This is a genomic window from Lachnoanaerobaculum sanguinis (genome assembly GCF_033242365.1).
GTDB classification, from domain to species: Bacteria; Bacillota; Clostridia; order Lachnospirales; family Lachnospiraceae; genus Lachnoanaerobaculum; species Lachnoanaerobaculum sanguinis.
The window spans coordinates 211,817-236,743 of the sequence record NZ_BTHK01000001.1 but is presented as its reverse complement, the minus strand read 5'-3'; the positions used below and the strand labels follow the sequence as shown (position 1 = coordinate 236,743).

Sequence of the window (24,927 nt, the reverse complement as noted above, 5' to 3'; positions counted from 1 at the left end):
ATGGACAATATTTTGACTATAAGAGATTTAAAAGTTGCTTTCCAAGTAAAGGGTAAACTTGCCTATGCACTTGACGGCATAAATATAGATATACCAAGGGGTAAGATAGTTGGAATAGTAGGGGAAAGCGGATGTGGAAAGTCTATGACCGCTATGAGTATTATGGGACTTATAAAAAATCCCGGAAAGATAGTCGGAGGAAGTATAGACTTTTGCGGCACTGAACTTACAAAAATGAGTGTAAGAGATTATGCAAAAATCAGAGGCAAGGATATTTCTATGATCTTTCAGGAGCCTATGACATCACTTAATCCTGTGGTAAAGGTGGGAAAGCAGGTAATGGAAGCCATTATTTTGCATGAAAAGATTTCAAAAGAAGAAGCAAAAATGCGTGTCATTGAAATATTTAATGAGGTCGGAATTCCGGAAGCGGAAAAAAGATTCAACTCATACCCTCATGAGCTTTCAGGCGGTCTAAGACAGAGAGTAATGATAGGTATGGCAATGATATGTAAACCTAAACTGTTAATTGCCGATGAGCCTACGACAGCTTTGGATGTTACCATAGAAGCACAGATTTTAAAGCTAATGAAAAAACTGTGTGAATCTGTCGGAACATCAATTATAATGATTACCCACAATATGGGAGTTGTTGCCGAAATATGTGACTATGTATATGTAATGTATGCAGGCAGAGTGGTGGAGTCAACTCTGACAAAAACACTTTTTAACGAGACTGCACATCCATATACAAACGGACTTTTAAAGTCTATTCCTACTATCGGAAAAAAGCAGGACAGATTGTATACTATAAAGGGAAATGTACCGAATATCTTAAATTTGCCGGAGGGATGCAGATTTGTAGACAGATGCGATTATGCACAGGACATCTGTTTTTCTTCAAGACCGGCAGACGAGTACATAAAGGATAATCATATGGTTTCATGTTTCCTACATAAAAGGATAGAAGATGAAAAATGTAGTATTAAGTTTAAAAAACATAGTTAAGGAATTTCCTACATCAAAGAAAAATAAAAAAGTACATGCCATAAGTAACGTAAGCCTTGATATATATGAGAATGAGACATTGGCTTTGGTTGGTGAGAGCGGATGCGGTAAATCGACTCTTGGTAAATGTGCTATAGGACTTATAAGTCCGAACAGCGGTGAGAGTATCTTTCTTAATGAAAATATTTATGAAAAAAAGGGCGAAGAATTAAAGCAGATTAAGAAAAATCTTCAAATAATTTTTCAGGATCCGTATGCTTCTTTAAATCCCAGAATGACGGTAGGGGAGATTATTGCAGAGCCAATTATCACACATAATAAGGGGATGAAAAAGAAAGATGTAAAGCTAAAAGTCCTTGATTTGATGGAAGATGTCGGTATCAGAAAAGAATACTATAACAGATATCCGCATCAGTTTTCAGGAGGGCAAAGACAAAGAATAGGAATTGCCAGAGCAATAGCCCTAAATCCCAAACTTATAGTATGTGACGAGCCTGTATCGGCGCTGGATGTATCAATACAGTCACAGGTTTTAAACTTACTTAAGGATTTACAGGAGAAGAGCAAAGCATCGTATTTATTTATATCACATGATTTATCGGTGGTAAATTTTATTGCCGACAGAGTGTGTGTGATGTTTTTGGGAAAGATATGTGAAATAGGAAATACGGATGATATTTTTGAAAATCCTCTTCATCCGTATACAAAGCTTTTACTTGATGCCATTCCAAGCATTGAAAATGCGGGAAGGCAAAAAGAAATGCTTAAGGGTGAAATACCAAGTCCTATAGATGTTCCAAGCGGCTGCAGATTTCATACCAGATGTCCGTATTGCATGGAAGTTTGCAGAACGGATGAGCCTGTTTTGAGCGAAAAGAACGGCAGAAGTGTAGCCTGTCACAGGGTAAAATAAGTTTTGTGAGATGGTTTAATGGAAGAAAGTAAAAAAAACAATAAAAATAATATTATAAAAAATGATATAAAAAGATTTTTCGTTATAACTTTGGCGGCTGTTTTGATGGCTGTCAATATCAAGACCTTTGTAAGAACCGGAGACCTTTTCCCGGGAGGTGCGACAGGTATTACTCTGCTTATTACCAGATCTGCAAGAATGATTTTTAATGTGGAATTACCGTATACAGTGGTAAATATTATATTAAATGCCATACCTGTATATATAGGTTTCAGATTTATCGGAAAGAAATTTACACTTTTTTCCTGCTGGGTTATATTGCTTGCAGGCTTTTTGGTGGATATTATTCCGGGATATGTGATAACAGAGGATATATTGCTTATAACAATTTTCGGAGGAATGATAAACGGCCTTGCTATAAGTGTTTGTCTTCTTATGAATGCCACTACAGGAGGAACCGACTTTATTTCTATTTTCTTATCAGAGAAAAAAGGAATGGATGCATTTAATATCATCCTTGTAGGAAATGCGGTAGTACTTTTGATTGCGGGACTTTTATTCGGCTGGGACAGAGCGCTCTATTCGATTATTTTTCAATACGTTACAACAACTGTTATACATGTATTGTATAGAAAGTACCAACAGATTACATTGTTCATTGTTACAGATCATCCTAATGAGGTTTGTGAAATAATTTCAGAAATCAGTCACCATGGTGCCACAACATGGAAGGGAGAGGGACATTACAATCATTGTGAGAGAACGCTTGTATACTCAATAGTATCAAGTGCCGAAGCTGATAAAGTGGTAAAGGCAATCAAAGAAATAGATAAGGCCGCATTTATAAATCTTATAAAGACACAACAGCTCCTTGGAAGATTTTACAGAAGAAGAGCGGATTAGAAAATATATTTGTTTAAAAGCGGTCAAATTCTTATAAGTAAAGAAATTTGGTCGCTTTTTGTTTTAAGAAAGAGGTATAGAAATGAAATTATTAGATGCCGGTAGTATATATAAAGGATTTGAATATCCGAAAGAATTTTTGAAAATTGTTCATTTGGGTTTGACGGATTTTGATTTTTGGTATTTGATGGATTATGAACAGGCTGTGTGGAGAATAAAGGGATTACAAGAAAGATACCCCGACAGAAAGTTGGTACCCTTTGCAAGAAGAGATGACAATGATGATATAGTTTGCTTTGATATCAACAGAGGAGGAAGGGTTCAAAAAATACACGATTTTGCAAGTTCAGGATGGGAACAGAGAAAGGACTATGAAAGCTTTTGGGATTGGTTTAGAGAAGCTATAGATGAGATGATAGAAGAAGGGGAGTATGATGAAATATGAGGAATTAAGTAAGGAAGCTTGTTAAAACAATATAGTTAAAGGTTAATAGCAATAGTAATTGACACTAATGTATAATCTGTGGTATAAAATGGATTAAATAAAAAATTAGAAAAAGATGGGTGAATAGGATGAAAAACAGAATAAAGAGTAAAGAATAATCCGACACTTTATCTGTATTCAACTTATGGAGCAATAGATTCACTAAATACAAATATAAAGAACCTTAAAGCACTTGAAGAAGCCGGATTTATAAAATTACCGAATATAGGTATACACTATGACAATCTAAGGAATACCATTATAAGGGAGAGTACAAAAGCAGGAAATTCTGTATATGCTGTAAATATACCTATAATATCAAATGGATTTGGAAGATTTCTTGGAGCTACAAATAGTTACAGATTTAGAAGAATTAGGGAGGATATTAAGGTAATGGGAGCATCAGCGTCAATGTTTAGAAAAGGTAAATATGTAACAGAAAAAGACTTGGATATAATAATTGATATATTTACTGAAATGGGATTTTATTCAAGTAATAAAGTGGATATGAGTTCAGATGAAAGCGTGTGTTTAAGTGTGAGTTTTTTTAATGATGAGTGGGTAAGAAAGTGGGATGAGGACGAACTTGATTCATTAGATGATAATGACCATATTATAATTTACTTCTTTCCTAATTTGGAAATAGAGCTCGGAGAATATATTCCAAGTATGGGAGAAGAAGTACCGTATTATCTTAACTTTAAAGATGTTTCAGGTAGAGGCAGATTATTACTGGAATTTTTGCATAGATATTTTAAATTGTTTCCGGAAGATGTATTTAGGCGAAGTCACTTTTATATAAAGGATGATATAGATAAGTTATATGCGAAGGTACCATGGAATGAGACTTGGATGTATGAGGATCCTAAAACATTCTAAATTATACTATTGATATTTTTTAAGAGGAGCTGTTTTATATCTTAACAGCTCTTCTTTACTAAAAAAGTTGATAAACTTATAGATTGGTTTAGAGAAGCTATAGATGAGATGATAGAGGAAGGGGAATACGATGAAATATGAGGAATTAAGCAAGGAAGTTTCATACGCACTTCGACATGCACCTTGGGAGTATGAACTTGAAATGGATGAAGAAGGCTGGGTAAGTATAGAGCAGCTTTTGAATGCGCTGAATACAGAAGGTAAGTTTGGAAATATAACTCAAAACGATTTGGCTGTTATGATTGATAAGTCTGAAAAGAAAAGACATGAAATAAATGCAGGAAAAATAAGAGCTATGTACGGGCATTCCATACCGATGCATATAGTAAAGGAAGAGAAGACTCCGCCTGATAAATTATATCATGGTACTGCAAGGAGATTTATTGAGAGCATAAAAAAGAACGGACTTTTACCTATGAGCAGACAATATGTACACCTGTCAGCTGATATAGATACAGCAAAAAAAGTAGGGCTTAGACGTGACAAGAGTCCATGTATATTGGAAATTGATTCTAAGAGAGCGTATGAGGACGGAGTGGCATTCTATCATGGAAATGAAAAAGTTTGGTTGGCAGACAATATACCTTGGTGTTATATAACGGAATTATAGTGAGTAATAGAGTTAATAATACTGTAGTTTTTACATAAATATTTTAAAATCTATAAGGAAGGTATTTCTTAAGCAACCAAAGTCAAAGAATGCAGGCTGAGGATTAGGAAAGTAAAATATAAGACAAAATACAAACCTGTAAAAAAAGTTTTAGAAGAAGAACTCAGAAGGTTTAGTGAGGTTAATAAAATAATGGGAATTTCTGCTGCTATATTTAGAAAAGACGAATATGTAACGGAAAGAGATTTAGATGCAATAATTGACATATTTGTTGAAATGGAATTTTATGCTAGTGGTAAATCTAAAGATAAAGAAAGTAATGTATGGAGCGTTAGCTTTGTAAATGATCATTGGAGAGAGGTGTGGGATAGGCCAAAATATGTATATGATGAGTTTAGAAATGATAGTGCAATAATATATTTTTACGAGGACTCAAAAGAGGCATTAAATAGTTATGTTCCGATTTTGGGTAAGGTATCAACATGTTTTTTGATTTTTGAGAATATAGCATATAGAGAAATTATGATGCTTGAATTTTTACATAGATACTTTAGTGTGTTTCCTGAAGATATATTTTGGGTAGATTATTTTTATACAAAGAGTGATATAGATAAGGTATATGCAAAACTGCCATGGAATGAATTATGGGCGTATGAGGATCCTAAAACATTCTAAATTATACTATTGATATTTTTTATGAGGAGCTGTTTTATATCTAACAGCTCTTCTTTACTAAAAAAGTTGATAAACTTGTAGATTGGTTTAGAGAAGCTATAGATGAGATGATAGAAGAAGGGGAATACATAGAAATGAAAAAGTATGGCCGGCAGACAAAATACCGCCTTGCTATATAAGGGAATTATATTGATAAGATTTGAGGAGATAAAGGAGATTTTTTATAATGTGGCGTGCAGGTATATTAAGAAAAAGAATAAGAGCTAATAAAGAAGACATGGAAAAGGTCATAAACATTTTAATGTCAATAGGATATACACATTGTTCGATTTATGACTTAAATGATAATTACAGTTTGTCTGCAAGTACACTTGAAGAGGATGATGAAAGTAATATAAAAAAAAGAGTCTACAACATGCATTTAAGTATGTCTATGGTGGAGATAGATATAGAAGGGCGTTATAAGTTTTTTTATCCAAGAGAAAATTGCTATTATTATGCATATATTTACTTTGATTACATTAAAGGAACAGAATTGATAATATCGGAGTTTTTATATAGATATTTTAAACTCTTTCCGGAGGATATTTTCTTAAGTGAGTCAGGATGTTTTTATACAAAAGAAGATATTGAAAAAGCATACTGTAATAAAGACTCAAATTGGATATATTACAGTCCGGATGCTTTGTAAAAAGATCTCTTGTGGCAGCAGTATAAGAAGGGGATGTATATATGATATGTGAGGGAAGAATATTAGAAAAATTTGAGAGAAAAAGTATAACTGTTGATTGCAGGATGCTAAAGATACTTGATGCTATGAACTACCATAGAATAGTGACAATAGATAAAAGTGATGGTAGTCTTATACTGTTTAAGGAAGATAATGAATACGATTTTTTTGATGAAAAAGATCCTGCGCCAATTATTCAAATTTATGCTTATTTAGGTATAAAGGAGGTTTTCACAAGAAAATCAAGAAAAAATGAGCTTGTTACCTTTTTTCGCTTTCCGGATATGATTGGAAAAGAACTTATCATATTGGAAATAGTACACAGATATATGGAAGAATACCCAAATACCGCATTCTATGTTGATAACGGTTATACATTCAGAAAACATCATATTGATGCAATATATAATATGCCTGAACCGGATGCGGAGTGGATTTATAAAAGCCCGGATACGTATATAAAAGGATAATGTAGATAAGTTATATGCTTAACAGGACTATTTTTGTGGCAGCAGTATAAAAGGGAGAATTATATATGATATGTGAGGGAAGAATATTACAAAAATCTGAGGGCAGAAAAACATCTATCGGTGTCAGCATGTGGAAAATACTTGATGCTATGAACTACAATAGAAGATTGATGATAGGTAAAAGAGATTATGATATTATACTGTCTAAAGAAGACAGTGAATATGATTTTTTTGATAAAAAAGATCCTGCACCAATGATTCAGATTTATTCTTATGTAGATATAAAAGAGATTTTCATAAGAAAGTCAAGGAAACAGGGGCTTGAGACCTTCTTTCGTTTTCCGGATATGATTGGAAAAGAACTTATCATATTGGAAATAGTACACAGATATATGGAGGAATATCCAAATACCGCATTCTATGTTGATAACGGTTATACATTCAGGAAACATAATATTGATGCAATATATAATATGCCTGAGCCTGATGCAGGGTGGATTTACAAAAATCCTAATAAATACAAAAGAAGAGTAAATACTAAAAAATAATTTAGGGAGGATATTAAGGTAATGGGAGCATCAGGATGGATGTTTAGGAAAGGTGAATATGTAACAGAAAAAGACTTGGATATAATAATTGATATATTTACTGAAATGGTATTTTATTCAAGTAATAAGTTGAATATTAGTTCAGGTGAAAGAGTACATACAACTGTGAGTTTTTTTAATGATGAGTTGGTAAGAAAGTGGGATGAGGACGAACTTGATTCTTTAGATGATAATGACCATATTAGAATTTACTTCTTTCCTAATATGGAAATGAAGTATGGCAAATATATTCCAAGCATGGGAGAAAAAGTACCTGCTTTTATTTACTTTGAAGATATTTCAGGTAGAGGCAGATTATTACTGGAATTTTTGCATAGATATTTTAAATTGTTTCCGGAAGATGTATTTATGGAAATGCACTTTTATACAAAGGATGATATAGATAAGTTATATGTGAAGGTACCATGGAATGAGACTTGGATGTATGAGGATCCCGCTACATTTTAACAAATATTTTTGAAGAACTTGAGGAGATATTAAAGTGATGGCAACATCAATGAGACTTTTAAGAAGTGAAATTCACCCTGATTATATAAGAATAGAAGAGATAATAAATATTTTTGTGTCGTTAGGTTATGCAAGATTTAGTATACAGGATGAAACAGATGTTTATATATTAACAATAGCTATGCCGATTACTGATGATGAGTTGGTTAATTCAGAGAACTTTAAAAAGAGTACAATTATTTATATCGATTTAATAGAGAATGATAAGGAAATGTTTTATTGTCCCAAAACTTGTAAAAAATATTACTCTTATTTATTTTTTGAAAATGTTAGCTCTATAGAAATAATAATATTGGAATTTTTACATAGATATTTTGAACTTTATCCGGATGATATATTTTGGGACTGTGATAAGTTTTTTTATACTAAAAAATACATAGATAAAATATATTCAAAAACTTATGATCCTAATTGGTTATATATTAGTCCGGATAGTTTTTAAGTTAGAGGGAGCAGATAATGATATATGAGGGTAGGATATTAAATAAAAGCTGTATAGAGAAAAGATTTATTGCGTATAAATTTGTAGATATATTGAGAGAACTTGGATATATTAAATATATAGTTCTTAAAAAGGAAACTACAGATCTGATATATATAAAGAAAGGAAATGATAAATTTTTTTTTAATAAGAATGATACTTCATCTTTATTAAATGTATATGCATACAAAGAATGTAAAGAGATTCCGACTGAAAAAGCAGAGAGTGCAGAACTTGAAACTTTTTTCAGATTTACAGATATAATTGGCAGAGAGTTAGTTATACTTGAAATATTACATAAATATATGGAAAAGTATAGCGATGCTATATTTTATGTAGATAATGGACTTTATTTTACAAAGCAAGATATAGATAGAATTTATAATTTAAAAGAACCGGATTCAGAATGGATTTACAAAGATCCTGATACATATAAAGAGAAAAGTAAATAATAAAAATATTAATTTAGGGAGGATACTAAGATAATGGGGGTGCCAGCATCGTTATTTAGAAAAGGTGAATATCCAACAGAAAAAGACTTGGATATAATAATTGATATATTTACAAAGATGAAGTTTTATGCAGGTGGCAAAGATAAAGAAAAATTAAGTACAGGCGAAAGTTTCAGTATCAGCTTTATCAATGATCATTGGAGCAGAAAGTGGGATGATGACGAGTATCAATGGGATTCACTGGATGATAATGATAACATTATAATTTATTTTTATCCAAAGCCGAAGGAATCACATGAATATTATATTCCAAGTATGGGAGAAACAGTGCCAAGTTATATTATTTTCGAGGATATATCAGGTAGAGAAAGACTTTTGTTGGAATTTTTTCGTAGATATTTTAAGCTTTTTCCTGAGGATGTATTTATGGAGGAGTACTTTTATACAAAGGATGATATAGATAAGTTATATGCAAAACTACCATGGAATGAATTATGGGCGTATGAAGACCCTAAAACATTCTAAATTATACTATTGATATTTTTTTAAGAGGAGCTGTTTTATATCTAACAGCTCTTCTTTACTAAAAAGTTGATAAACCTATAGATTGGTTTAGAGAAGCTATAGACGAGAATGATAGAAGAAGGGGAATACATGGAAATGAAAAAGTCTGGCCGGCAGACAAAATAACGCATTGCTATGTAAGGGAATTAAATTGATAAATAGATTTGAGGAGATAAAGGAGATTTTTAATAATGTGGCGTGCAGGTATATTAAGAAAAAGAATAAGAGCTGATAAAAAAGACATGGAAAAAGTTATAAACATTTTAATGTCAATGGGATATACACATTGTTCGATTCATGATTCAAATGATCTTTACTGGTTGTCTGCAAGTATACTTGAAGATGATGATGAAAGTAATATGAAAAAAAGAGTTTATTATCCGGATGTAAGTATGTTCCTGGTGGAGAGAGATAGAGAAGGGGTGTATAAGTTTTTTTATCCAAGAGAAAATTGCTATTATTATGCATATATTCACTTTGATGACATTAAAGGAAGAGAATTGATAATATCGGAGTTTTTATATAGATATTTTAAACTCTTTACTGAGGATATTTTCTTAAATGAGTCAGGATATGTTTATAGAAAAGAAGACATTGAAAAAGTATACTGTAATAAAGACTCAAATTGGATATATTACAGTCCGGATGCTTTGTAAAAAAGCTCTCTTGTGACAGCAGTATAAGAAGGGGATGTATATATGATATGTGAGGGAAGAATATTAGAAAAATTTGAGGGCAGAAGTATAACTCTTGAGTGCAGGATGTGGAAAATACTTGATGCTATGAACTATCATAGAAGAGTGATGATAGGTAAAAGAGATTGTGATCTTATATTGTCTAAGGAAGATAATGAATACGATTTTTTTGATGAAGAAGATCATGCACCAATGATTCAAATTTATGCTTATGTAGATATAAAGGAGGTTTTCACAAGAAAATCAAGAAAAAATGAGCTTGTTACCTTCTTTCGCTTTCCGGATATGATTGGAATAGAACTTACCATATTGGAGATAGTACACAGATATATGGAAGAATACCCAAATAGCGCATTCTATGTTGATAACGGTTACACATTCAGAAAACATCATATTGACGCAATATATAATATGCTTGAGCCTGATGTAGGGTGGATTTATAAAAGCCCGGATATGTATAAAAAAGGATGATTCTGGTCAGGACAAACAGATAGTATTGGAGGAATGGATGTTGCGAAAAAATAGCAAAAAATAAAGGAGGAGTTACATTAGAATCTACGATTGATGATACGAATATTGTAATGCCTGAATGGGATTTTAATGCTCCTTCAAGTGTAACAGCTTGGGAGGAAGCTTCGAATGTTTACGCAGAGCAAGTATCTGGTGAAATAAGAGCTGTAGTTGGTAGCGAACTAAGACCAGGAAATATTTGGGAAAATATCGAATTACCAAGATTGAAGGCCAATCCAAATGTTACTAAGATTACAACAATAGATCCTAAAACAGGGGTAGAAAAAATTATATTCGAGAGGTAGAAATGAAAATTACAGGAACAAGATCAACAATTACTTTTGATTTAGAGAATGGTTTCCTCTTAAAAGCACAAGGAGAATTGTTGATTAATAAAAAATTTGTTGTTTATAAAGATAGTATGACACATTGGGAACCCCCTCATGAAAATCTTCCGATAACTCCAAGAGAAATAGACAATATTATTAACATGGCTAAAAAAATGGAGAGCGATCAAACTATTCGATTGAACTTTATATAATTATGTTGAACTCTATATATTCTAAGTAAACCTGTGGCAATAGATATCCCTTATGATTCAATTAAGAATTTGAAAGTTCCATGGGGAGAATTTACAATTAGAAAATTAGGAGGCAATTAAAATGAGTTTAACTAAAATAACTTGGGAGGAGTTTGATACCTTTGAAAAGATTGAATCACCAAAAGGATATGATTTTCGAACACATGAAGGAAAATACTACACTTTTGGTGAGTTTGGAGTAGCTTCAGTTCGTCGTATCTTTGAGATTAATCCTTCTGATTTTAACGAATATTTATTAGGTAGGAGAACGGCACGTGAAATTGATTTTAAAGCGGAGAACGATCGTTGGCCACCGACGGAAGAAGGAAAGAAAGCTAGTGAGAAACGATTCATAGAAGAGAGTCCTACATCATTAATTGATTTACCTGAAACTACAGAGTTATTTACTAAGGAAGAGCTTGAAAGATTAATTCCAATTGCTGAGCAAATGTGGATTGACTGGAGAGGCAAACTTCCAGATTATTATGTATCACCACTTAAGTAACAGATATATACAATGATACCAACGAGATCTTCACTCTTAAACGAGTGGTGAAGAGGATGGTGGATGATTTTGAAAAAGATAACCCAGGATTTTTTTATAATCCATCTAAGACGTTTATTGATTTGTACATGAAATCAGGCTTCTATATCGCAGAACTCGTTAAGCGATTATATAATAGCAAATGTCTGAAAAATACATTTCCAAATTTTGAAGAACGTTTAAAACGTATCCTAGAAAATCAAGTTTGTGGATTTGTGCCTTCACCATTTATCTATAATATTTCCACTAATTTTATCTTTGGAAATCTTTCTCGAGATATTAGTAGAAAGAACTTTGTTCTAGAAGATACCATCCCTGCGGCTAAAGAAGGGAAACTACAAAAATTGGTAGATAAATATTTTGAGTAGAAGAGTAATTGTTTATCAAGTATGTTTGTAAGTTCAGTACTGAAATCAGAGTCTCTGGTAGTGGTAGTAAAAGGCTTAATCCATTGGGCTTTAATACCCATTTCACGCATATATTTGCCTACAGTGCGCTCAGTAATAGTTTCACCTGACTTACGAAGTTCTTTGGTTATTTTAGGAGCACCATAGTTTTGTTTTGAAGCATCATAAATAAGCCGGATATTCTTCTTAATAGCTTCCTTCCTCTGAATAGCAGAAGATATTTTTCTATTAAGAAAAGAACGATATCCGGATCGAGACACACCCAAAAATTTAAGCATTCCGGAAGTAGAGACACGGTGCCCATTTACTTTAGCTGCCTCTACCTTTGCAGAAACCTCTGTATAGATAGCAATAGTTAACTTTTCCCCAGAATGCTTATGGCTTTTTTTAGTACATCAAGAGCATCCTGAGCATCACGTAGCTCACGTTTGAGGAGAGCTATTTCTTTTGCATCATCAGATTGATAGTTACCTGAGCCACGAACGGGAATGTCACCATCATTATTACGAAATTGACTTTCCCATTTGGCAAGTGTACTAACACCAATGCCAAGATTCTTGGCACATTCAACTTGAGTAAGATCCGGATGTTCATTTCGATAGTTGATAGCATCCAGCTTAAACTGTTTTGAGTGATGGTTTCTTTTACTTGACATAATGAGTTCCTCCTAAGGTTTATTATATAACAAATAAGGAAATATCTCATTTTGTTTTGTACTAAATATATTCTAACACCAACATCATCTGAATGTGGATAAGCTAAGAGAAGAGGTAGCAAAAGGAGGACTTGTTTTAGATTGGATAAACGAAGTCATAGACAAAATCTATGTTTATGATAAGAATACGGTTGAGATTGTTTGGAGATTTGAGGAAGGTGATGAAAAAGATGGATAAAAAAGACGAGATGATGCTTGTAAATCATGAATCCCTTGTAAAAAAGATTTATATTATTAGGGGACAGAAAGTTATGCTTGATTTTGAACTGGCAGAGATTTATGGGTATGAAACAAAAGCTTTTAATCAGCAAGTAAAAAGGAATATTGAAAAATTTGATGAAGATTTTATGTTCCGATTAACTGACGAGGAAGTATCTGAACTTTCAAGGTCACAAAATGTGACCTTGAATAAGAGTGCAGGAAGAGGTAGTAATATTAAGTACAATCCTCATGCTTTTACCGAGCAGGGAATCTATATGCTGATGACAGTTCTCAAAGGAGAGCTTGCGGTCAAGCAGAGTAAAGCTCTGATTAGTACCTTTAAGAAGATGAAAGACTACATCGTAGAAAATCAAGGGTTGATTGGGAAAAGAGAGTTTTTACAGCTTTCGATGCAGATCACAAGTAATGTCGTGGAAATGCAGGATTTAAGACGAGATTTAAGAGATGTGGAAGATCAGGTAGCAGAAGTGATGGACACCTTAAATAACGTGGTGCATAAATCTGAGCTGTCTGATTTGATTCTCGACCTTAGCAATCCACAGCTCAAATATGGATTTTTACTTTTGAATGGACAGCCGGTCGAAGCGAATCTTGCTTATAAGGACATTTACAGCATAGCGAAAAAGAGTATTTATATCGTCGATAACTACATCGGAGTGAAAACCTTGGTCTTGTTAAAAGATGTCCCTTCATCGGTAAAGGTCATTATATTCAGTGATAACATCGGCAAAGGACTTCATACCCTTGAATATCAGGATTTTTGTAAGGAGTATCCGTTTAGAAAGATAACATTCCAAAAATCCGGTGGAGAGTTTCATGACAGATACATTATTATCGACTGGAATACCGAACATCAGAGAATCTATCATTGTGGAGCATCTTCCAAAGATGCAGGGCAAAGAATCACAAGCATAACGGAAGTGGTCGATCAGATGATTTATACAGACCTTATCAATAACCTATTGAAAAATCCGGTGTTGAAGTTAAGATAGAAGTGAAGCAGATTGGAAATTTAATAAAATGTATCCAATACTTGACACAAGGGCAGTAAAGAAAAAGATAAATTAAGTACAGGCGAAAGTTTTAGTATTAGTTTTATTAATGATCATTGGAAAAGAAAATGGGATGATGACGATTATCAATGGGATTCGTTTGATTATAATGATAATATTATAATTTATTTTTATCCGAAGCCAAAAGAATCACATGAATACTATATTCCAAGTATGGGAGAAACAGTGCCAAGTTATATTATTTTTGAGGATATATCAGGTAGAGAAAGACTTTTGTTGGAATTTTTTCGTAGATATTTTAAGCTTTTTCCTGAGGATGTTTTTATGGAGGAGTACCTTTATACGAAGGATGATATAGATAAGTTATATGCAAAACTACCATGGAATGAATTATGGGCGTATGAAGACCCTAAAACATTCTAAATTATACTATTGATATTTTTTTAAGAGGAGCTGTTTTATATCTAGCAGCTCTTCTTTACTAAAAAGTTGATAAACTTATAGATTGGTTTAGAGAAGCTATAGACGAGGTGATAGAAGAAGGGGAATACATGGAAATGAAAAAGTATGGCCGGCAGACAAAATAACGCCTTGCTATGTAAGGAAATTAAATTGATAAATAGATTTGAGGAGCTAAAGGAGTTTTTTAAATAATGTTAGATACAGGTATATTAAGGAAAAAAGTAACAGCTAATAAAGAAGACATGGAAAAAGTCATAAACATTTTAATGTCAATAGGATATACACATTGTTCGATTTATGACTCAAATGATTTTTACAGTTTGTCTGCAAGTATACTTGAAGAGGATGATGAAAGTAATATAAGAAAAAGAGTTTATAATATGCATTTAAGTATGTTCCTGGTGGAGAGAGATAGAGAAGGGGTGTATAAGTTTTTTTATCCAAGAGAAAATTGCTATTATTATGCATATATTTACTTTGATGACATTAAAGGAAGAGAATTGAAAATATCGGAGTTTTTATATAGATATTTTAAACTCTTTCCTGAGGATATTTTCTTAAATGAGTCAGGATATGTTTATACAAAAGAAGACATTGAAAAAGCATACTGTAATAAAGACTCAAATTGGATATATAACAGTCCGGATGCTTTGTAAAAAGATCTCTTGTGGCAGCAGTATAAGAAGGGGATGTATATATGATATGTGAGGGAAGAATATTAGAAAAATTTGAGGGCAGAAGTATAACTCTTGAGTGCAGGATGTGGAAAATACTTGATGCTATGAACTATCATAGAAGAGTGATGATAGGTAAAAGAGATTGTGATCTTATATTGTCTAAGGAAGATAATGAATATGAATTTTTTGATGAAGAAGATCCCGCACCAATGATTCAAATTATTGCTTATGTAGATATAAAGGAGGTTTTCACAAGAAAATCAAGAAAAAATGAGCTTGTTACCTTTTTTCGCTTTCCGGATATGATTGGAAAAGAACTTATCATATTGGAAATAGTACACAGATATATGGAAGAATACCCAAATACCGCATTCTATGTTGATAACGGTTATACATTCAGAAAACATCATATTGATGCAATATATAAAATGCCTGAACCGGATGCGGAGTGGATTTATAAAAGCCCGGATACGTATATAAAAGGATAATGTAGATAAGTTATATGCTTAACAGGACTATTTTTGTGGCAGCAGTATAAAAGGGAGAATTATATATGATATGTGAGGGAAGAATATTACAAAAATCTGAGGGCAGAAAAACATCTATCGGTGTCAGCATGTGGAAAATACTTGATGCTATGAACTACAATAGAAGATTGATGATAGGTAAAAGAGATTATGATATTATACTGTCTAAAGAAGACAGTGAGTATGATTTTTTTGATAAAAAGGATCCTGCACCATTGATTCAGATTTATTCTTATGTAGATATAAAAGAGATTTTCATAAGAAAGTCAAGGAAACAGGGGCTTGAGACCTTCTTTCGTTTTCCGGATATGATTGGAAAAGAACTTATCATATTGGAAATAGTACACAGATATATGGAAGAATATCCAAATACCGCATTCTATGTTGATAATGGTTATACATTCAGGAAACATAATATTGACGCAATATATAATATGCCTGAGCCTGATGTAGGGTGGATTTACAAAGGTCCTGATACATATAAAGAGAAAAGTAAACATTAAAAAAATCAGGGAGTACATTAAGATATGGGAGCATCAGCATCGTTGTTTAGAAAAGGTAAATATGTAACAGAAAAAGACTTGGATATAATAATTGATATATTTACCAAGATGAAGTTTTATTCAAGTGGCATAGATAAAGAAAAATTAAGTAAAGGCGAATGTTTTAGTATTAGCTTTACTAATGATCATTGGAGAAGAAGATGGGATGATGACGATTATCAATGGGATTCGTTGGATGATAATGATCATATTATAATTTACTTCTATCCTAATGTGGAAATGAAGTATGGCAAATATATTCCAAGCATGGGAGAAAAAGTACCTGCTTTTATTTACTTTGAAGATATTTCAGGTAGAGGCAGATTATTACTGGAATTTTTGCATAGATATTTTAAATTGTTTCCGGAAGATGTATTTATGGAAATGCACTTTTATACAAAGGATGATATAGATAAGTTATATGCGAAGTTACCATGGAATGAAACTTGGATGTATGAGGATCCTAAAACATTCTAAATTATACTATTGATGTTTTTTAAGAGGAGCTGTTTTATATCTTAACAGCTCTTTTTTACTAAAAAAGTTGATAAACTTATAGATTGGTTTAGAGAAGCGATAGGCGAGATATAAGAGCTATGTACGGGCATTCCGTACCGATGCATATAGTAAAGGAAAAGAAGATTCCGCCTGATAAATTATATCATGGTACTGCAAGGAGATTTATTGAGAGCATAAAAAAGAACGGGCTTTTACCTATGAGTAGACAATACGTGCATCTGTCAACTGATATAGATAAAGCAAAAAAAGTAGGGCGTAGGCGTGATGACAGCCCCTGTATATTGGAAATTGATTCTAAGAGAGCATATGAGGACGGAGTGGTATTCTATCACGGAAATGAAAAAGTATGGCTGGCAGATAAAATACCAACGTGTTATATAAAAGAATTATATTGATAAGATTTGAGGAGATAAAGGAGTTTTTAAATAATGTGGAGTGCAGGTATATTAAGGAAAAAAGTAACAGCTAATAAAGAAGACATGGAAAAAGTCATAAACATTTTAATGTCAATAGGATATACACATTGTTCAATTATTGACTCAAATGATTATTACAGTTTGTCTGCAAGTATACTTGAAGAGGATGATGAAAGTAATACAAGAAAAAGAGTCTACAATATGTACTTAAGTATGTTCCTGGTGGAGATAGATATAGAAGGGAGTTTTAAGTTTTTTTATCCAAGAGAAAACTGCCATTATTATGCATATATTTACTTTGATGACATTAAAGGAAGAGAATTGATAATATCGGAGTTTTTATATAGATATTTTAAACTCTTTCCTGAGGATATTTTATTGAACAAGTCAGGATATGTTTATACAAAAGAAGACATTGAAAAAGTATACTGTAATAAAGACTCAAATTGGATATATTACAGTCCGGATACTTTGTAAAAAAGATTTAAATGAGTTAGAAAGGTTATTAAAATAATGAGTGAATCAGCAGCTATATTTAGAAAAGGTAGATATGTAACAGAAAAAGACTTAGATATAATCATAAACATATTTAAGGATATGAATTTTGTTGCCCGTGGGAAAAGTGAGTTAGATGAAAAAGATAGTGGTTGGGTTTTAAGTTTTGTAAATGATGACTGGATAAAAAGGTGGGAAGGATACTATTATCAAGAAAATTGTATGGATTATAATGATCATATAATAATTTATTTTTACAAAAATGCAAGGGATTCATTTTTTGAATATATTCCAAGTATGAAACAATATACACCATATTATCTTTTAGTTGACAATATGCTCAGAAGGGAAAAAACATTATTAGAGTTTTTGTATAGATATTTCATACTGTTTCCTGAAGATGTATTTTGGGGAGATTATTTTTATACAAAGGATGATATAGATAAGGTATATGCAAAAGTACCATGGAATGAAAATTGGTGCTATGAGGATCCCGGCACATTTTAGATTATACTTCGTAGTATAAGTTTTTTAAAGAAGAGCTGCTTTATATCATATAGCTCCTCTTTACTAAGAAAGTTGATAAATTTATAAATTGTAGTAATTCATTCATTTACAATTGAAAAGCTTCTTTCAGAAATAATAATCCGTTTGGATTACAAGAAAGATATCCGGACAGAAAGTTGGTTCCCTTTGCAAGAAGAGGTGACAATGATGATATAGTTTACTGTGATATCGACAAAGACGGAAGGGTACAAAGAATCCATGATTTTGCAAGTTCAGGATGGGAACAGAGAAAGTATTATTTTGAAAGGGCTAAATCTAAAGGTTATGTAGTGGGAAGCGATGAATATATTGATGAAATTATAGCCTATGTGCAACCAAGAGATATACCTCCAAGTGTTGTTGAAAATGCAATATTATCAACAAAACCATTTATAGGAAATAAACCAGGCACTCTTACATACATAACGGATGATATAAAGGTGATTACAGATTTTTCGGGTAAAGTTATTACGGTTATGAAACAATAGGAGAGATAAGATATGTATACAAGCATACTTGTAAACGAATTTGATTTATTAAGTTTTTTTGAAAGCAATCCATCATTTATTGGTGAAGAAGATGCTGGTGAGTGTAGATATATTTATGTTAGAGATAACTTTAAAATTTCTATTTTCATATCTATTTATGAGATGTGTGTTTCTGTATACATTGGATATAATAATAATGTTTTGTATAGGGAGAAAATTGATAATATTGTAGAAATTATCAAAATAGATGAAGCAACACTTAGAATAGTTGGACTTTTAGAAAATATAGTTTTAAATAAGTTTCCACAGATATCTGCTATTATAGAGAATAAGGAAACTAACCATAATAGTGATACTAAGACTTCAATAATATCTATATTATTTGATGAATTTGATTTTTTTGAATTTTTTGAATCAGATCCTACAGTCATTGGGACTGAGAAAGATGGTAGATTACAGTATTTCTATCAAACAGAAGATTTTAAAATGATTTTTGATTTATCGATATATGAACATAAAGTCAACATATCAATTTCTCACAATAATAATATAGTGTATAGTGAGCAGTTCAACTCGGTTGAAGAGATTAGAAAAGTGGATGCCGATACACTAAGAATGATAACAGAGGATAAGTGGATAATTGTAAGAAAGTGGTCACAAATTTCTGTACAAGTTGAAGATAGGCCGGAATAAAATTATTCCGAGACAATGAGAATTAGGGAGGATATTAAGGTAATGGGAGCATCAGCGTCAATGTTTAGAAAAGGTAAATATGTAACAGAAAAAGACTTGGATATAATAATTGATATATTTACAGAAATGGGATTTTATTCAAGTAATAAGTTGAATATTACTTCAGGTGAAAGAGTATATTCAACTGTGAGTTTTTTTAATGATGAGTCGATAAGAAAGTGGGATGAGAACGAATTTGATTCATTAGATGATAATGACAATATTATAATTTACTTCTTTCCTAATGTGGAAATAGAGCTTGGAGAATATATTCCAAGTATGGGAGAAGAAGTACCGGATTACCTTAACTTTGAAGATATTTCAGGTAGAGGCAGATTATTACTGGAATTTTTGCATAGATATTTTAAATTGTTTCCGGAAGATGTATTTAGGCGAAGTCACTTTTATATAAAGGATGATATAGATAAGTTATATGCGAAGGTACCATGGAATGAGACTTGGATGTATGAGGATCCTAAAACTTTTTAAAGTAATCAAAGAGTAAATTTATAAAAAGGTATGAGGAATAGAAAGTATTATGAATTTGAAAATTATTAATATCTGTACGTTCGGCTATGATAGATTTGTTGATACTGAAATGGAGGACAAAAATAAGATTATAGTACATTTTTTGGAATATGAAGAATATATAGATGATGGCAAGAAATCTGAACTAAGGTTTGTTGGAAATATAATAAAAGGTAAAATCAGAATAGATTTAGTAACAGGCTCTTATATTAAAAATGGTGAACTTATGTTTGAACAGCCACATAGACATTCCTCAGATATAAGAGCGACAGTAGAAGTAAAAAAGATTGTAAATGAATTTTCACTTTATGCCAAAACAAATATATGCGATGAGGAAATATTGGTTGAGTTTGAAAGTAAAGTAAAATATGGTGTTAATGATAGGATATATGTTGTCGGATCTTTGGAGTTTGATATCATATCCTAAATCAAGAAGTATGATTGGAAAAGAACTTATCATATTGGAAATAGTACACAGATATATGGAGGAATACCCAAATACCGCATTCTATGTGGATAACGGTTATACATTCAGGAAACATAATATTGATGCAATATATAATATGCCTGAACCGGATGCAGGGTGGATTTACAAAAATCCTGATACATACAAAAGAAGAGTAAATACTAAAAAATAATTTAGGGAGTACATTAAGATAATGGGAGCGTCAGCATCACTGTTCAGGAAAGGTGAATATCCAACAGAAAAAGACTTGGATATAATAATTGATATATTTAGAAAGATGAAGTTTTATGCAGGTGGTAAAGATAAAGAAAAATTAAGTACAGGCGAAAGTTTTAGTATCAGCTTCACTAATGAACATTGGAGAAGAAGATGGGATGATAACGATTATCAATGGGATTCGCTGGATGATAATGATCATATTATAATTTATTTTTTCCCGAAGCCAAAAGAATCACATAAATACTATATTCCAAGCATGGGAGAAACAGTGCCAAGTTATATTATTTTTGATGATATATCCGGTAGAGAAAGACTTTTGTTGGAGTTTTTTCATAGATATTTTAAGCTTTTTCCTGAGGACGTATTTATGGAGGAGTACTTTTATACAAAGGATGATATAGATAAGTTATATGCAAAACTACCATGGAATGAAATATGGGCATATGAAGATCCTAAAACATTCTAAATTATACTATTGATATTTTTTAAGAGGAGCTGTTTTATATCTAACAGCTCTTCTTTACTAAAAAAGTTGATAAACTTATAGATTGGTTTAAAGAAGCTATAGATGATATATAAGAGCTATGTACGGTCATTCCATACCGATGCATATAGTAAAGTAAACGAAGATTCCGCCTGATAAATTATATCATGGTACTGCAAGGAGATTTATTGAAAGTATAAAAAAGCAGACAATATGTACATCTGTCAGCCGATGTAGATACAGCAAAAAAAGTAGGACTTAGGCGTGACAAGAGTCCATGTATATTGGAAATTGATTCTAAGAGAGCATATGATGATGGAGTGGTATTTTATCATGGCAATGAAAAAGTATGGCTGGCAGATAAAATACCAACGTGTTATATAAGGAAATTATAAGTATTGACGCAATATATAATATGCCTGAGCCTAATGTATGGTGGATTTACAAACAGAAATATCTCACTTAAGTTTTTATCAGAAAGATATTAAAAAAGAAGTAGACCGGATTAACCATATCAAATATGTGGTAGGAGAAGTAAACAAAGAGTTTGATATAGACATCAATATTGAAATAGAGATAGTCTATCAAAAGGCAATCGCAAGAGGAGAAAATCCAAGTACCAGACTTGCCACTAAAGAATTTCAAAAGCAGATTGCCAAAGAAGATAGGCAAAAATCATGGACAAAGGATCATTACAAAAAGAAAGACAATAGCCATAGGGAAACTGAGAGATAGAAAAAAGCCTATATTTTTGGTATAATTATATCAATTAGAATGTGTTGAATATGCTAAAGACATGTGGTTACAGGCTGTTGACTTAAAAATATACTGGAGGTATTATTTTGTGGCCGAACAAAATAGAGAGATTGTAGTTATAGACGAAAATACAATAAAAAGCAAGATTTATTATATTCGAAATCAAAAGGTTATGCTTGATTTTGAACTTGCTGAAATATATGGTTATACAACTACAAGATTTAACGAACAAGTAAAAAACAATGCTGAAAAATTTGATGAAGATTTTATGTTCCAATTGACTAAGGCAGAGTTTGAAAACTTGATATCGAAAAAATCGACATCAAGTTGGGGCGGTCGTAGAAAATTACCTTATGCCTTTACGGAACAGGGAATTTACATGCTCATGACTGTATTAAGAGGAGAACTTGCTGTTAAGCAAAGTAAGGCTTTAATACGAATGTTTAAGCAGATGAAAGATTTTATTATCGAAAATCAAGACTTTATTGCTTCAAAAGAATTATTGCAAATAGCAGTACAGACAAACCAAAATACAAATGACATTATGCAGCATTCAAAGGAAATAACAAAGTTAGGGGATAAAATTAATACTTTAGCAACAAAGGAAGATTTGAAAAATGTGATGGATAATTTCATCGATCCGGACACATACAAGCACTTCCTGCTGATGAATGGAGATAAGATAGAAGCTGACCTTGCCTATACTAAGATATATAAATCTGCAAAGAAAAGTATTTATGTTGTAGATAACTATATCGGTCTAAAAACATTAGAACTTCTTAGAGCTGCAAAAGATGGTGTAGAAATCATAATATTTAGCGATAATGTGAAAAACAAGGATATGCTGACAAAAAATATCCTAAATGATTTTAGAAAAGATTACCCTAATATTAAGCTCAAGATGAAAGTGGCGGGTAAAAAGTATCATGATAGGTATATTGCAATAGACTATGACACGAAAAATGAGATGGTTTATCATTGCGGTTCATCATCAAAAGATGCAGGAAACAAAATATCAAGTATTACCAAGATAGAAGAATTAAATTTGTATATGTATCATTCCATGTTCGATGAATTACTAAAAAATACAGATTTGAAAATTTAATATAGGTGCATAATAAATAGTCACATACACTTACAAGGGCGGTAGAAGTAAAAATCTAACACCAGTCACAAATTTCTGTACAAGATAGGCTGGAATAAAATTATTCCGAGACAATGAGAATTAGGGAGGATATTAAGATAATGGGAGCATCAGGATCACTGTTTAGAAAAGGTAAATATGTAACAGAAAAAGACTTGGATATAATAATTGATATATTTACAGAAATGGGATTTTATTCAAGTAATAAGTTGAATATTACTTCAGGTGAAAGAGTATATTCAACTGTGAGTTTTTTTAATGATGAGTCGATAAGAAAGTGGGATGAGAACGAATTTGATTCATTAGATGATAATGACAATATTATAATTTACTTCTTTCCTAATGTGGAAATAGAGCTTGGAGAATATATTCCAAGTATGGGAGAAGAAGTACCTGATTACCTTTACTTTGAAGATATTTCAGGTAGAGGCAGATTATTACTGGAATTCCTGCATAGATATTTTAAATTGTTTCCGGAAGATGTGTTTATGGAGAAATATTTTTATACAAAGGATGATATAGATAAGTTATATGCGAAGGTACCATGGAATGAGACTTGGATGTATGAGGATCCTAAAACATTCTAAATTACACTCTTGCAATTTATCTTCATTTATGCTATCCTAAGATGTACTTTGTAACGAGTCTACTTTATGTAACCGTTAAATTTTTAAAAGAGGTGAATTATGAAACAGGGAATACATCCAAATTATTATCAGGCAACAGTAACTTGCAACTGTGGTAACACATTTGTAACAGGTTCAACAAAGGAAGATATCCACGTAGAAATTTGTTCTAAGTGCCATTCTTTCTATACAGGTCAGCAGAAATCAGCTCAGGCACGTGGTCGTATCGAGCAGTTTAACCGTAGATATGGTGTTAAGGCTGAATAATAAGATAAAGAAATACTATTTATTAGGGGGAGTCAGGCAGGTGTCTGGCTCTTTTTAAATAGATTACGGAGTAAATATGAAATATTCAGGAATAGGCGGACAGGCTGTTATAGAAGGCATCATGATGAAAAACGGTGACAGATATTCTACAGCTGTAAGAAAGCCGGATAAAACAATTGCGGTAATGGAAGATAAATATGAGAGCTTAACTACAAGAATGCCGATATTGGGACTTCCGTTCCTTAGAGGTATATTTTCATTTATAGACTCATTGGTTTTGGGAATGAAAACACTGTCATATTCAGCAAGCTTTTTTGAAGATGATGAGGATTCAAAGCCTTCAAAGTTTGAAGAAAAGCTGATAGCAATTTTTGGAGATAAGCTGGATAAAGTGATAATGGGTGTTACGATGTTTATTTCAGTAATAGCATCCATAGCTATTTTTATGGTCCTGCCGATGCTTCTCAGTAATATTATCAAGTTGAAAATTGATAATTACTATGTAATTGCAATTTTTGAGGGAATAATAAGAATTGCAATATTTATCTTCTATATAAAAATGATATCAAGAATGGAAGATATTAAAAGAACGTTTATGTACCATGGAGCGGAGCATAAATGTATAAACTGTATTGAACATGGTCTTGAGCTTAATGTGGAAAATGTTATGAAGAGCTCAAAAGAGCATAAGAGATGCGGTACAAGCTTTATTATCATCGTAATGATGATAAGTATACTTTTCTTTATGGTAATCAGAGTTGATACCATATGGCTTAGAGCGTTATCCAGAATTGTTCTTGTACCTGTTATAGCCGGAGTAAGCTATGAGTTTTTAAGAATTGCAGGAAGAAGTGATTTCTGGCTTGTAAATCTTATAAGTAAACCGGGACTTTGGATGCAGGGACTTACCACTAAGGAACCTACACCTGATATGGTTGAGGTAGCTATTGCAGCAGTTGAAAGGGTATTTGACTGGAGAGAGTACCTGGAGGAAAACTTCTGA

General features: G+C 32.1%; 39 protein-coding genes and 5 pseudogenes. 42 read left to right on the top strand and 2 right to left on the bottom strand.

Features of this window, described 5'->3' with window-relative positions; genetic code table 11:
• From SBH76_RS01250 to SBH76_RS01155, 20 genes are all read left to right on the top strand, one after another.
• Window positions 1–1,008 carry an ABC transporter ATP-binding protein gene (locus tag SBH76_RS01250; protein WP_317976489.1) on the top strand — a complete coding sequence of 336 codons (1,008 nt, stop codon included), beginning with the start codon at window positions 1–3 and terminating at the stop codon, window positions 1,006–1,008.
• Window positions 971–1,921 carry an ABC transporter ATP-binding protein gene (locus SBH76_RS01245; protein ID WP_317976488.1) on the top strand — a complete coding sequence of 317 codons (951 nt, stop codon included), beginning with the start codon at window positions 971–973 and terminating at the stop codon, window positions 1,919–1,921. The genes SBH76_RS01250 and SBH76_RS01245 overlap by 38 nt, the downstream gene beginning before the upstream one ends.
• 18 nt (window positions 1,922–1,939) lie before the next feature.
• On the top strand, window positions 1,940–2,824 hold the full coding sequence (locus tag SBH76_RS01240; RefSeq protein ID WP_317976487.1) for a YitT family protein: 885 nt from the start codon (window positions 1,940–1,942) through the stop codon (window positions 2,822–2,824).
• Window positions 2,825–2,906: 82 nt separating this feature from the next.
• Complete coding sequence (locus tag SBH76_RS01235) at window positions 2,907–3,269, top strand: SMI1/KNR4 family protein (protein ID WP_317976486.1); 363 nt, start codon at window positions 2,907–2,909, stop codon at window positions 3,267–3,269.
• Between the two features lie 432 nt (window positions 3,270–3,701).
• Complete coding sequence (locus tag SBH76_RS01230) at window positions 3,702–4,187, top strand: hypothetical protein (RefSeq protein WP_317976485.1); 486 nt, start codon at window positions 3,702–3,704, stop codon at window positions 4,185–4,187.
• 130 nt (window positions 4,188–4,317) lie between these two features.
• Window positions 4,318–4,857, top strand: coding sequence for an RNA 2'-phosphotransferase (locus SBH76_RS01225; RefSeq protein ID WP_317976484.1), 540 nt, complete (start codon window positions 4,318–4,320; stop codon window positions 4,855–4,857).
• Between the two features lie 192 nt (window positions 4,858–5,049).
• Complete coding sequence (locus SBH76_RS01220; RefSeq protein ID WP_317976483.1) at window positions 5,050–5,532, top strand: hypothetical protein; 483 nt, start codon at window positions 5,050–5,052, stop codon at window positions 5,530–5,532.
• Between the two features lie 226 nt (window positions 5,533–5,758).
• Window positions 5,759–6,223 carry a hypothetical protein gene (locus SBH76_RS01215; RefSeq protein ID WP_317976482.1) on the top strand — a complete coding sequence of 155 codons (465 nt, stop codon included), beginning with the start codon at window positions 5,759–5,761 and terminating at the stop codon, window positions 6,221–6,223.
• A gap of 41 nt (window positions 6,224–6,264) precedes the next feature.
• A complete protein-coding gene (locus SBH76_RS01210; protein WP_317976481.1) occupies window positions 6,265–6,732 on the top strand; it encodes a hypothetical protein in 468 nt (155 codons plus the stop codon).
• 65 nt (window positions 6,733–6,797) lie between these two features.
• On the top strand, window positions 6,798–7,280 hold the full coding sequence (locus tag SBH76_RS01205; RefSeq protein ID WP_317976480.1) for a hypothetical protein: 483 nt from the start codon (window positions 6,798–6,800) through the stop codon (window positions 7,278–7,280).
• Window positions 7,281–7,301: 21 nt separating this feature from the next.
• Window positions 7,302–7,787, top strand: coding sequence for a hypothetical protein (locus SBH76_RS01200; protein ID WP_317976479.1), 486 nt, complete (start codon window positions 7,302–7,304; stop codon window positions 7,785–7,787).
• A 37-nt stretch (window positions 7,788–7,824) separates the two neighbouring features.
• Window positions 7,825–8,289: a hypothetical protein gene (locus SBH76_RS01195; protein WP_208100715.1), complete on the top strand. Its 465-nt coding sequence runs from the start codon at window positions 7,825–7,827 to the stop codon at window positions 8,287–8,289.
• Window positions 8,290–8,306: 17 nt separating this feature from the next.
• Window positions 8,307–8,780, top strand: coding sequence for a hypothetical protein (locus tag SBH76_RS01190; RefSeq protein ID WP_317976478.1), 474 nt, complete (start codon window positions 8,307–8,309; stop codon window positions 8,778–8,780).
• A gap of 33 nt (window positions 8,781–8,813) precedes the next feature.
• Entirely contained in the window at window positions 8,814–9,305 is a 492-nt protein-coding gene (locus SBH76_RS01185; protein ID WP_317976477.1) for a hypothetical protein, read from the top strand.
• A gap of 230 nt (window positions 9,306–9,535) precedes the next feature.
• On the top strand, window positions 9,536–10,000 hold the full coding sequence (locus SBH76_RS01180; protein ID WP_317976476.1) for a hypothetical protein: 465 nt from the start codon (window positions 9,536–9,538) through the stop codon (window positions 9,998–10,000).
• 42 nt (window positions 10,001–10,042) lie between these two features.
• Window positions 10,043–10,510, top strand: coding sequence for a hypothetical protein (locus tag SBH76_RS01175; RefSeq protein WP_317976475.1), 468 nt, complete (start codon window positions 10,043–10,045; stop codon window positions 10,508–10,510).
• Window positions 10,511–10,620: 110 nt separating this feature from the next.
• A complete protein-coding gene (locus SBH76_RS01170; protein ID WP_060930491.1) occupies window positions 10,621–10,854 on the top strand; it encodes a hypothetical protein in 234 nt (77 codons plus the stop codon).
• 2 nt (window positions 10,855–10,856) lie between these two features.
• Complete coding sequence (locus SBH76_RS01165; protein ID WP_317976474.1) at window positions 10,857–11,090, top strand: Imm74 family immunity protein; 234 nt, start codon at window positions 10,857–10,859, stop codon at window positions 11,088–11,090.
• Window positions 11,091–11,211: 121 nt separating this feature from the next.
• Window positions 11,212–11,634 (top strand): hypothetical protein, encoded by a 423-nt coding sequence (locus SBH76_RS01160; RefSeq protein ID WP_317976473.1) that lies wholly within the window; start codon window positions 11,212–11,214, stop codon window positions 11,632–11,634.
• A gap of 59 nt (window positions 11,635–11,693) precedes the next feature.
• Window positions 11,694–12,041, top strand: coding sequence for a hypothetical protein (locus tag SBH76_RS01155; protein ID WP_156431765.1), 348 nt, complete (start codon window positions 11,694–11,696; stop codon window positions 12,039–12,041).
• Between the two features lie 83 nt (window positions 12,042–12,124).
• On the opposite strand, the pseudogene SBH76_RS13795 reads toward SBH76_RS01155, so the two are convergent.
• Together SBH76_RS13795 and SBH76_RS01145 are read right to left on the bottom strand one after the other, a co-directional pair.
• A pseudogene (locus SBH76_RS13795) lies at window positions 12,125–12,358 on the bottom strand (IS3 family transposase); the annotation flags it as partial.
• A gap of 77 nt (window positions 12,359–12,435) precedes the next feature.
• Entirely contained in the window at window positions 12,436–12,735 is a 300-nt protein-coding gene (locus tag SBH76_RS01145; protein WP_060930492.1) for a transposase, read from the bottom strand.
• A gap of 94 nt (window positions 12,736–12,829) precedes the next feature.
• On the opposite strand from SBH76_RS01145, the gene SBH76_RS01140 reads away from it, so the two are divergent.
• The 22 genes and pseudogenes from SBH76_RS01140 to SBH76_RS01035 all read left to right on the top strand — a co-directional run bounded on the left by SBH76_RS01140 (window position 12,830) and on the right by SBH76_RS01035 (window position 24,927).
• The gene (locus SBH76_RS01140; protein ID WP_158609907.1) at window positions 12,830–12,973 is read left to right on the top strand and encodes a hypothetical protein; all 144 of its coding nucleotides are present in this window, start codon (window positions 12,830–12,832) and stop codon (window positions 12,971–12,973) included.
• The gene (locus SBH76_RS01135) at window positions 12,966–14,009 is read left to right on the top strand and encodes an ORF6N domain-containing protein (protein WP_317976501.1); all 1,044 of its coding nucleotides are present in this window, start codon (window positions 12,966–12,968) and stop codon (window positions 14,007–14,009) included. Before SBH76_RS01140 ends, SBH76_RS01135 begins: the two co-directional genes overlap by 8 nt.
• A gap of 45 nt (window positions 14,010–14,054) precedes the next feature.
• Window positions 14,055–14,453 (top strand): annotated as a pseudogene (locus tag SBH76_RS13790) (hypothetical protein); the annotation flags it as partial.
• 230 nt (window positions 14,454–14,683) lie between these two features.
• The gene (locus SBH76_RS01125; RefSeq protein WP_317976472.1) at window positions 14,684–15,148 is read left to right on the top strand and encodes a hypothetical protein; all 465 of its coding nucleotides are present in this window, start codon (window positions 14,684–14,686) and stop codon (window positions 15,146–15,148) included.
• Between the two features lie 41 nt (window positions 15,149–15,189).
• The gene (locus tag SBH76_RS01120) at window positions 15,190–15,657 is read left to right on the top strand and encodes a hypothetical protein (RefSeq protein WP_317976471.1); all 468 of its coding nucleotides are present in this window, start codon (window positions 15,190–15,192) and stop codon (window positions 15,655–15,657) included.
• Between the two features lie 65 nt (window positions 15,658–15,722).
• Window positions 15,723–16,199 carry a hypothetical protein gene (locus tag SBH76_RS01115; protein ID WP_317976470.1) on the top strand — a complete coding sequence of 159 codons (477 nt, stop codon included), beginning with the start codon at window positions 15,723–15,725 and terminating at the stop codon, window positions 16,197–16,199.
• A gap of 24 nt (window positions 16,200–16,223) precedes the next feature.
• Entirely contained in the window at window positions 16,224–16,715 is a 492-nt protein-coding gene (locus SBH76_RS01110) for a hypothetical protein (RefSeq protein ID WP_317976469.1), read from the top strand.
• A gap of 110 nt (window positions 16,716–16,825) precedes the next feature.
• Window positions 16,826–17,152 (top strand): annotated as a pseudogene (locus tag SBH76_RS01105) (RNA 2'-phosphotransferase); the annotation flags it as partial.
• A gap of 33 nt (window positions 17,153–17,185) precedes the next feature.
• Entirely contained in the window at window positions 17,186–17,650 is a 465-nt protein-coding gene (locus SBH76_RS01100; protein WP_317976468.1) for a hypothetical protein, read from the top strand.
• Window positions 17,651–17,686: 36 nt separating this feature from the next.
• Window positions 17,687–18,175 (top strand): hypothetical protein, encoded by a 489-nt coding sequence (locus tag SBH76_RS01095; protein WP_317976467.1) that lies wholly within the window; start codon window positions 17,687–17,689, stop codon window positions 18,173–18,175.
• Between the two features lie 176 nt (window positions 18,176–18,351).
• The gene (locus SBH76_RS13720) at window positions 18,352–18,702 is read left to right on the top strand and encodes a hypothetical protein (RefSeq protein ID WP_331678065.1); all 351 of its coding nucleotides are present in this window, start codon (window positions 18,352–18,354) and stop codon (window positions 18,700–18,702) included.
• 12 nt (window positions 18,703–18,714) lie between these two features.
• Window positions 18,715–19,395: a hypothetical protein gene (locus SBH76_RS01085; RefSeq protein ID WP_317976466.1), complete on the top strand. Its 681-nt coding sequence runs from the start codon at window positions 18,715–18,717 to the stop codon at window positions 19,393–19,395.
• A 42-nt stretch (window positions 19,396–19,437) separates the two neighbouring features.
• Window positions 19,438–19,923 (top strand): hypothetical protein, encoded by a 486-nt coding sequence (locus SBH76_RS01080; protein ID WP_317976500.1) that lies wholly within the window; start codon window positions 19,438–19,440, stop codon window positions 19,921–19,923.
• A 49-nt stretch (window positions 19,924–19,972) separates the two neighbouring features.
• Window positions 19,973–20,389, top strand: coding sequence for a hypothetical protein (locus SBH76_RS01075; protein WP_317976465.1), 417 nt, complete (start codon window positions 19,973–19,975; stop codon window positions 20,387–20,389).
• Between the two features lie 10 nt (window positions 20,390–20,399).
• Window positions 20,400–20,600: pseudogene (locus tag SBH76_RS01070) on the top strand (hypothetical protein); the annotation flags it as partial.
• A 21-nt stretch (window positions 20,601–20,621) separates the two neighbouring features.
• Window positions 20,622–21,113 carry a hypothetical protein gene (locus tag SBH76_RS01065; RefSeq protein ID WP_317976464.1) on the top strand — a complete coding sequence of 164 codons (492 nt, stop codon included), beginning with the start codon at window positions 20,622–20,624 and terminating at the stop codon, window positions 21,111–21,113.
• A gap of 109 nt (window positions 21,114–21,222) precedes the next feature.
• A pseudogene (locus SBH76_RS13785) lies at window positions 21,223–21,526 on the top strand (RNA 2'-phosphotransferase); the annotation flags it as partial.
• Between the two features lie 37 nt (window positions 21,527–21,563).
• Complete coding sequence (locus SBH76_RS01055; protein WP_317976463.1) at window positions 21,564–21,866, top strand: hypothetical protein; 303 nt, start codon at window positions 21,564–21,566, stop codon at window positions 21,864–21,866.
• Between the two features lie 109 nt (window positions 21,867–21,975).
• Entirely contained in the window at window positions 21,976–22,992 is a 1,017-nt protein-coding gene (locus tag SBH76_RS01050) for an ORF6N domain-containing protein (protein ID WP_317976462.1), read from the top strand.
• A gap of 140 nt (window positions 22,993–23,132) precedes the next feature.
• The gene (locus SBH76_RS01045) at window positions 23,133–23,618 is read left to right on the top strand and encodes a hypothetical protein (RefSeq protein ID WP_317976499.1); all 486 of its coding nucleotides are present in this window, start codon (window positions 23,133–23,135) and stop codon (window positions 23,616–23,618) included.
• A 99-nt stretch (window positions 23,619–23,717) separates the two neighbouring features.
• Complete coding sequence (rpmE, locus tag SBH76_RS01040) at window positions 23,718–23,924, top strand: 50S ribosomal protein L31 (protein WP_007592480.1); 207 nt, start codon at window positions 23,718–23,720, stop codon at window positions 23,922–23,924.
• Between the two features lie 76 nt (window positions 23,925–24,000).
• Window positions 24,001–24,927, top strand: coding sequence for a DUF1385 domain-containing protein (locus tag SBH76_RS01035; RefSeq protein WP_034211645.1), 927 nt, complete (start codon window positions 24,001–24,003; stop codon window positions 24,925–24,927).

What these genes read in the sequence shown, in the direction of transcription:
- SBH76_RS01080 (WP_317976500.1), top strand. Translation starts at nt 19,438, where the DNA reads ATGGGAGCATCAGCGTCAATGTTTAGAAAAGGTAAATATGTAACAGAA.
- SBH76_RS01065 (WP_317976464.1), top strand. Translation starts at nt 20,622, where the DNA reads ATGGGAGCGTCAGCATCACTGTTCAGGAAAGGTGAATATCCAACAGAA.
- SBH76_RS01115 (WP_317976470.1), top strand. Translation starts at nt 15,723, where the DNA reads ATGATATGTGAGGGAAGAATATTACAAAAATCTGAGGGCAGAAAAACA.
- SBH76_RS01240 (WP_317976487.1), top strand. Translation starts at nt 1,940, where the DNA reads ATGGAAGAAAGTAAAAAAAACAATAAAAATAATATTATAAAAAATGAT.
- SBH76_RS01075 (WP_317976465.1), top strand. Translation starts at nt 19,973, where the DNA reads ATGAATTTGAAAATTATTAATATCTGTACGTTCGGCTATGATAGATTT.
- SBH76_RS01045 (WP_317976499.1), top strand. Translation starts at nt 23,133, where the DNA reads ATGGGAGCATCAGGATCACTGTTTAGAAAAGGTAAATATGTAACAGAA.
- SBH76_RS01135 (WP_317976501.1), top strand. Translation starts at nt 12,966, where the DNA reads ATGGATAAAAAAGACGAGATGATGCTTGTAAATCATGAATCCCTTGTA.
- SBH76_RS01145 (WP_060930492.1), bottom strand. Translation starts at nt 12,735, where the DNA reads ATGTCAAGTAAAAGAAACCATCACTCAAAACAGTTTAAGCTGGATGCT.
- SBH76_RS01210 (WP_317976481.1), top strand. Translation starts at nt 6,265, where the DNA reads ATGATATGTGAGGGAAGAATATTAGAAAAATTTGAGAGAAAAAGTATA.
- SBH76_RS01200 (WP_317976479.1), top strand. Translation starts at nt 7,302, where the DNA reads ATGGGAGCATCAGGATGGATGTTTAGGAAAGGTGAATATGTAACAGAA.
- rpmE (WP_007592480.1), top strand. Translation starts at nt 23,718, where the DNA reads ATGAAACAGGGAATACATCCAAATTATTATCAGGCAACAGTAACTTGC.
- SBH76_RS01205 (WP_317976480.1), top strand. Translation starts at nt 6,798, where the DNA reads ATGATATGTGAGGGAAGAATATTACAAAAATCTGAGGGCAGAAAAACA.
- SBH76_RS01100 (WP_317976468.1), top strand. Translation starts at nt 17,186, where the DNA reads ATGTGGAGTGCAGGTATATTAAGGAAAAAAGTAACAGCTAATAAAGAA.
- SBH76_RS01185 (WP_317976477.1), top strand. Translation starts at nt 8,814, where the DNA reads ATGGGGGTGCCAGCATCGTTATTTAGAAAAGGTGAATATCCAACAGAA.
- SBH76_RS01120 (WP_317976471.1), top strand. Translation starts at nt 15,190, where the DNA reads ATGATATGTGAGGGAAGAATATTAGAAAAATTTGAGGGCAGAAGTATA.
- SBH76_RS01225 (WP_317976484.1), top strand. Translation starts at nt 4,318, where the DNA reads ATGAAATATGAGGAATTAAGCAAGGAAGTTTCATACGCACTTCGACAT.
- SBH76_RS01170 (WP_060930491.1), top strand. Translation starts at nt 10,621, where the DNA reads ATGCCTGAATGGGATTTTAATGCTCCTTCAAGTGTAACAGCTTGGGAG.
- SBH76_RS01215 (WP_317976482.1), top strand. Translation starts at nt 5,759, where the DNA reads ATGTGGCGTGCAGGTATATTAAGAAAAAGAATAAGAGCTAATAAAGAA.
- SBH76_RS01085 (WP_317976466.1), top strand. Translation starts at nt 18,715, where the DNA reads ATGTATACAAGCATACTTGTAAACGAATTTGATTTATTAAGTTTTTTT.
- SBH76_RS01220 (WP_317976483.1), top strand. Translation starts at nt 5,050, where the DNA reads ATGGGAATTTCTGCTGCTATATTTAGAAAAGACGAATATGTAACGGAA.
- SBH76_RS01180 (WP_317976476.1), top strand. Translation starts at nt 9,536, where the DNA reads ATGTGGCGTGCAGGTATATTAAGAAAAAGAATAAGAGCTGATAAAAAA.
- SBH76_RS01110 (WP_317976469.1), top strand. Translation starts at nt 16,224, where the DNA reads ATGGGAGCATCAGCATCGTTGTTTAGAAAAGGTAAATATGTAACAGAA.
- SBH76_RS01250 (WP_317976489.1), top strand. Translation starts at nt 1, where the DNA reads ATGGACAATATTTTGACTATAAGAGATTTAAAAGTTGCTTTCCAAGTA.
- SBH76_RS01095 (WP_317976467.1), top strand. Translation starts at nt 17,687, where the DNA reads ATGAGTGAATCAGCAGCTATATTTAGAAAAGGTAGATATGTAACAGAA.
- SBH76_RS01195 (WP_208100715.1), top strand. Translation starts at nt 7,825, where the DNA reads ATGGCAACATCAATGAGACTTTTAAGAAGTGAAATTCACCCTGATTAT.
- SBH76_RS01125 (WP_317976472.1), top strand. Translation starts at nt 14,684, where the DNA reads ATGTTAGATACAGGTATATTAAGGAAAAAAGTAACAGCTAATAAAGAA.
- SBH76_RS01235 (WP_317976486.1), top strand. Translation starts at nt 2,907, where the DNA reads ATGAAATTATTAGATGCCGGTAGTATATATAAAGGATTTGAATATCCG.
- SBH76_RS01175 (WP_317976475.1), top strand. Translation starts at nt 10,043, where the DNA reads ATGATATGTGAGGGAAGAATATTAGAAAAATTTGAGGGCAGAAGTATA.
- SBH76_RS01230 (WP_317976485.1), top strand. Translation starts at nt 3,702, where the DNA reads ATGGGAGCATCAGCGTCAATGTTTAGAAAAGGTAAATATGTAACAGAA.
- SBH76_RS01245 (WP_317976488.1), top strand. Translation starts at nt 971, where the DNA reads ATGAAAAATGTAGTATTAAGTTTAAAAAACATAGTTAAGGAATTTCCT.
- SBH76_RS01160 (WP_317976473.1), top strand. Translation starts at nt 11,212, where the DNA reads ATGAGTTTAACTAAAATAACTTGGGAGGAGTTTGATACCTTTGAAAAG.
- SBH76_RS01190 (WP_317976478.1), top strand. Translation starts at nt 8,307, where the DNA reads ATGATATATGAGGGTAGGATATTAAATAAAAGCTGTATAGAGAAAAGA.
- SBH76_RS01165 (WP_317976474.1), top strand. Translation starts at nt 10,857, where the DNA reads ATGAAAATTACAGGAACAAGATCAACAATTACTTTTGATTTAGAGAAT.
- SBH76_RS01035 (WP_034211645.1), top strand. Translation starts at nt 24,001, where the DNA reads ATGAAATATTCAGGAATAGGCGGACAGGCTGTTATAGAAGGCATCATG.
- SBH76_RS01055 (WP_317976463.1), top strand. Translation starts at nt 21,564, where the DNA reads ATGGTGGATTTACAAACAGAAATATCTCACTTAAGTTTTTATCAGAAA.